At 69.3% G+C, this 5080-nt stretch carries 4 protein-coding genes and 2 pseudogenes; 1 reads left to right on the plus strand and 5 read right to left on the minus strand.

All coding sequences use genetic code 11. The annotated features are described in order from the left end of the window. From mhpA to ACWD0Y_RS36145, 4 genes and pseudogenes are all read right to left on the minus strand, one after another. Window positions 1-1597 (minus strand): annotated as a pseudogene (gene mhpA, locus ACWD0Y_RS36130) (bifunctional 3-(3-hydroxy-phenyl)propionate/3-hydroxycinnamic acid hydroxylase MhpA); the annotation flags it as partial. A gap of 146 nt (window positions 1598-1743) precedes the next feature. After that, the gene (locus ACWD0Y_RS36135; RefSeq protein ID WP_450264494.1) at window positions 1744-2136 is read right to left on the minus strand and encodes a DUF4267 domain-containing protein; all 393 of its coding nucleotides are present in this window, start codon (window positions 2134-2136) and stop codon (window positions 1744-1746) included. Continuing rightward, window positions 2133-2558: a hypothetical protein gene (locus tag ACWD0Y_RS36140; protein ID WP_450264495.1), complete on the minus strand. Its 426-nt coding sequence runs from the start codon at window positions 2556-2558 to the stop codon at window positions 2133-2135. The genes ACWD0Y_RS36135 and ACWD0Y_RS36140 overlap by 4 nt, the downstream gene beginning before the upstream one ends. 204 nt (window positions 2559-2762) lie before the next feature. Beyond that, complete coding sequence (locus ACWD0Y_RS36145; protein WP_450264496.1) at window positions 2763-3218, minus strand: MarR family winged helix-turn-helix transcriptional regulator; 456 nt, start codon at window positions 3216-3218, stop codon at window positions 2763-2765. Between the two features lie 69 nt (window positions 3219-3287). On the opposite strand from ACWD0Y_RS36145, the gene ACWD0Y_RS36150 reads away from it, so the two are divergent. Continuing rightward, window positions 3288-4124: an alpha/beta fold hydrolase gene (locus tag ACWD0Y_RS36150; RefSeq protein ID WP_450264497.1), complete on the plus strand. Its 837-nt coding sequence runs from the start codon at window positions 3288-3290 to the stop codon at window positions 4122-4124. Window positions 4125-4150: 26 nt separating this feature from the next. Here ACWD0Y_RS36150 and ACWD0Y_RS36155 read toward each other — a convergent pair. Beyond that, a pseudogene (locus ACWD0Y_RS36155) lies at window positions 4151-4843 on the minus strand (glycosyltransferase); the annotation flags it as partial. Window positions 4844-5080 lie beyond the last annotated feature (237 nt).

Here is a 5080-nt window from a genome sequence, read left to right on the forward strand (position 1 = left end):
GTCCCGAACCCCCACCGTCACCCTCGCCGCATGACCACCCCAAACAGTCACAAACCAGGCACCACATCCTTGACGAAGGACATAGAGGCACCCCCCCGGCTGGGACGACGTCCATGACGACGCGGTCGGGGCGCAGCAGGACGGCGTCCACCCGGCCGGCGCGCAGCCAGGCGGCGAGCGTGCCGTCGTCACGGAGGTCGGTCACGGGAATCGCCCGGACGCCGAGCCCGTGGGCGAGGGCGCGCAGCGAGGGCCAGGGGTCGGCGTCGGTCAGGACGGTGAAGGCGTCGCCGAGCAGTTCGTCGAGACGGGTGCGCCGGCCGTCGCGTCCCACCCACGGTTGCGGGCAGTGGGTGCCCACAAGACCCTTGCGGGTGCGGCACCGCACGAGAGGGCCGGCGGTCAGGGGTGGGCTGAGGTCGCGGCCCGCCGCCGTGGTGAGGCCGGGTATGCGGCAAGCGGCGGCCAGGAGCGTGCGGCGCAGGGCGGCGGCGCCGTCCTGGCCGCCGGTCATGGCCCAGCCCATGGCGACCGCGAGCCGGATCACATGCCGTGCGTGCGGCTTGCGCTCGCTCTTGTACGTGTCCAGCAGCCGCTCGTCGCCGCCCTGCTGGAGGACTCGGGCGAGCTTCCAGGTGAGGTTGTGGGCATCACGCAGGCCCGAGCACAGTCCCTGCCCGACGAACGGCGGGGTGAGGTGGGCGGCGTCGCCGAGGAGGAAGACCCGTCCGCTGCGCCACCGGTCGGCCACCCGCGCCCGGAAGGTGTACTGCGTCTCCCGTACGACGTCGAAGTCCCCGTCGTACGAGGGCGGCAGCCACGGGGCGACCAGCTCGCGGACCGGTTCCTGCCCGTCTTGCAGACGGAACTCCCAGCGGTAGCGGTCCTCACCGACGCGCATGAACGTCGCCGGCCGGTGCGGGTCGCAGACCTGGTCGACGCCCTCTCAGCAGCGGACGTCGGCCTTCGTGCGGACGTCGATGACGGTCCAGCGTTCCTCGAAGCGCAGGTCCTCCCACACGGCGGCGACAGCGGCACGGGTGAGGCTGCCCGCGCCGTCGCAGCCGAGGACCGCCTCGGCCCACAGATGATGCTCACCGTCGTCGTCGCGGTAGGTCACGCGCACGGGGCCGGCCAGGTCCGGGCCGACGCCGGTGACCTCGACGCCGTCCCGCAGTTCGCACTCCGGTCGGCGGGCGAGGGCGTCGCGCAACAGTCGCTCCAGCTCAGGCTGGTCGAACATGCTGGTCTGCGGGTAGCCGTGATGGCCGTGCTCGGAGCGCCGGAACTCGGCCATGACCCGGTGCCGGGCGTCCAGCAGCCGAAGACCGTTCGCGGGGCGGGCGATCGCGGCGAACTCCTCGCCTACGCCTGCGGCCTGGAGGATGCGGCGCACCTCGTCGTCGGTGGCGACGGCACGCGGGAGCGGGTAGACGTCCTGGTGGCGTTCCAGGACGACGGTGCGGACACCGCGCCGGGCGAGGAGGAGGGCTGCGGTCACGCCCACCGGCCCGGCGCCGATGATCACGACGGGTGCGGGGTCGGTCTGTGCCGGCCCGGGTGCGGTGTCCCGGGGTCCGGCCTGGTCGGCGGTCATGTGCGGCTCATCTCGGTTCCTACTTCGCGTCCGTGACGGGCGTGTACTGCTCGCCGAGGTCGATCATGAGCCACCAGCCAAGATCACATTGACGACAGACCCTAGGCCGGAATCGCTTCAGCTTTCGATGGGTGCCTGGCCGGATCTCAGATGGCGAAGAGCAGACCGGCGCTGATGAGGACGATGACGGCGGTTGCGAAGTGGATGCCGAATGCGACCGCCTTGGTGCCGCCGTGGCGCAGCACTATCAGGGTGCCACCGAGCGGTGCCAGTGCCAGTGCCAGTGCCAGTGCCAGTGCCACGATGAGCACGAACCAGGCTTCGGCACGGGTGCCCGCGAAGATGAGGAGTACCAGGCCCATGATGCCGAAGGTGCTGTCCCGTAGTCCCTTGACGGTGAGGTAGGCCCCATCGCCGCTCCGTGCGGCGGGCACGCCGTAACCTGCGGCGGCAGCTCGGGGCTGAAGCAGAAAGCGGGCGCCAATGAACAGCACGAAGAGGTTGAGGGCTGCGGCCATGGTGTAGGCGGTGACGGTCATGTCATGGCTCCATGAGTTCCGCGATGATCCGGTGCGTCTGTCGGGCTTCGGCGAGGGACGAGCGCCAGCACACTCAGTCCGAACATCAGCACCCCCAGGGGCAGGTGCAGAGACGGAACGTGGGCGATGCCGAGCCAGACCTGAGCTGAGGCGAGGACGAGGAAGCCCGAAGCGTGCCAGACGGGCCGCAGCGAGCCGCCGCCCGGTTTCCACGCCAGTACCGCCGCGAGCACGTACAGCATCGTCGCGCCGTACATCACTCGGGCGCCGACACTGTGCAGCGTCTCTCTGTAGGCGGAGGACAGCAGCAGACCGGCGGAGACGGCCTGCAGAAAGATGGTCAGTGTCTGCAAAGCGATCGCGGTCCTAAGGAATAAAGAGTGGCGATGTCCGTTCACCGTCGTCGACACCTGGGTGGCCATGTCACGGTCTCCATTTCTACTCTGGGGCAGTAGACGTGTAGTGGTTTCGCTTTCGGCCGTATGGCGGAGCGGGCCTGTCGAGGTAGGCGAGAGGTGGCCGGCACCAGGGCAGCCGGCCATAGTCCGGTCCGCGGCGGCGAGGCGGGAGCGGCTCTCCCCTCCCGCCACGTCGCCCAATCCTTCATGGCCGCACAGCGGCGCCGGTCAGGTCGACCGTGCCTGCTGGGTGGACTGCAGTACCGCGGTCAGGAAGCTGTGCACCGTCTCCAGTTCGCCCGTGTCGAAGCCTTCCGCGACCGCCACCACCTCGGCGATCACCGGTCCGAAGAAGGACCACCCGAGTTCCGTGGCCTTCTCCTCCACCTCCAGCAGCACGCGTCGCCGATCGACGGTGTCCTTGGTGCGCCGGACCAGTTCGAGCCGCTCCAGCCGGTCGACCAGGGCGGTGGTACCAGCCGAGTTCAGGCGCATCTGACGACCGAGCCATCCCGGCGTGGCGGGGGTGTCATCCCGCGCCGCGTCCAGCAGGTGGATCAACGCGCGTACGTCGGTGGGATGCAGCCCGTGGCGCGCGGCGAACTCGGCGCCGAGCAGGTCGAACTCCACGGTCACCGCACGCAGTACGTGGACCAGCTTCATCACCGGGCTTTGGTCGTTCATTCACGCTCCCTGGAACCCATGCGTAGTATCTCGCTGAACGAGATTATCGCTGAACGAGAGGAAAGCCCAGTGTCCCGGACCGCTTTCGACCTCGCCTACGACGAACTCCGCGCCCACTGGCCGGACTCCACCGAGGAGCGCGACATCAGCACCCCCTACGGGCGGACCCGGGTCCATGTGTACGGCCCGGCCGACGGCGCCCCGCTGTTGCTGCTGCACGGCGGCTCCGCCACCGGTCTGGTCTGGTTCGCCAACGCACCAACTCTGGGCCGGCGCCACCGGATCCATGCCGTGGATCTCCTGGGCGACGCCGGCCGCACCGACCGAAGCGGTGGCACACCCTTGAAGACCGCCGACGATCTGACCGCTTGGCTGGACGCCCTGCTGGATGGGCTCGGTCTCACCCGTACGCACCTGTGCGGCCACTCCTACGGCGCCTGGCTGGCCGTCAGATACGCACTGCACGCACCCCAGCGGATCAACCGCCTCGCCCTCCTCGACCCCACCCAGGTCTTCACCGGCTTCCGGCCCGGCTACCTGCTGCGCGCACTGCCCCATCTCATCCGCCCCAGTCAGGCCCGCGCCGCCGCTTTCCTGGCGTGGGAAACGGCGGGGGCGCCCGCCCACCCGGACGAGACCTGGCAGCGCCTGTATGCCCTGGCCACCACCGTTCCCGGCCGCAAGCTGATCGCAGGCCCCCGCCCCCGGGTAGCCGACCTCCGTATGCCCGTCCTGGTCCTGCTCGCGGAACACAGCCGCGCCCACCACGCCGGGAAGGTCGCCGACCGAGCCTGCCGGAAGCTCCCGCAGGGCAAGGTGGTGGTACTGCCCGGAGCCACCCACCACTCCCTGCCTCTCACCGCGCCGCAGCAGCTGAACGAACACCTCACTGCCTTCCTGGGCTGATACGGCTCCCTTGGAACGGATTGATGTCATCCATCAGTCAGCTGCTGGATGATCTTGAGTGTCTGACCTGCTCCGTCTTCAGTCACCAGATGTTTCGCCACTCTTGCGGCGGCTCGGCTGTGTGCCTGCTGCTTCACTACGTGGTCAAGTGAGTCGGCAAGCCGTTCGTCGGTGAGGGACCGGAAGGGGATCGGGTCGGTGGTGACGCCGAGGACGGCGAGCCGCCTCGCTCAGAACGGCTGATCTGCGGTTACCGGCACGATCACCGCGGGGACTCCGGTGCGCAGCGCGGCGGCCGAGGCGCCGGCCCCGCCACGGTGGACCACCGCAGCCAGCCGTGGAAACAGCAGTGCGTGCGGCACGTCCCCGATGGTGAGCACGTCGCCCCCGTCGGCGGCGAGCCCGGCGCTGCCGACTTGAAGGATCCCGCGCAGCCCGGAGCGGCGCAACGCTCGCACAGCGATCTCGCTCAGCCGTTCTCCGTCACCGGACGCCATGCTCCCGAAGCCAATGAGAACGGGCCGGGGCCCGGCACCCAGGAAGTCCTCAAGCCCCGTAGGCAGCCGTTCGGTCGTATCGTGATGGGGCCACCAGTTGCCTACGACCTCCAGGCCAGGGCGCCAGCCGGAGGGGCGGGGCACCAAGGCCGTGCTGAAGCCATACAAAATGGGTCAATTCGCCTACTCCTGTCGTCGACGCATCCCAGAAGGGGAGGCCGGGGGGGGGGAGTTCGAGGCGGCGGCGCAGCCTCCGTCGGCTCGGTCGCGGACTCGTATGACAACGCGATGGCCGAGGCACTGAACGGCACCTTCAAAGCCGAGCCGATCGAGATGCAGGGCCCCTGGAAGGACGTCGACTCTAAGAGGACGTCTGGTTCGTGTAGTTCGTGGGTGATTATGGTTTATGCGTCTCGCCAGGTTGGGGTGGTTTCGCCGGTTGCGCGTTTGGCCAGGGTG

This window comes from Streptomyces altiplanensis (assembly GCF_053591575.1).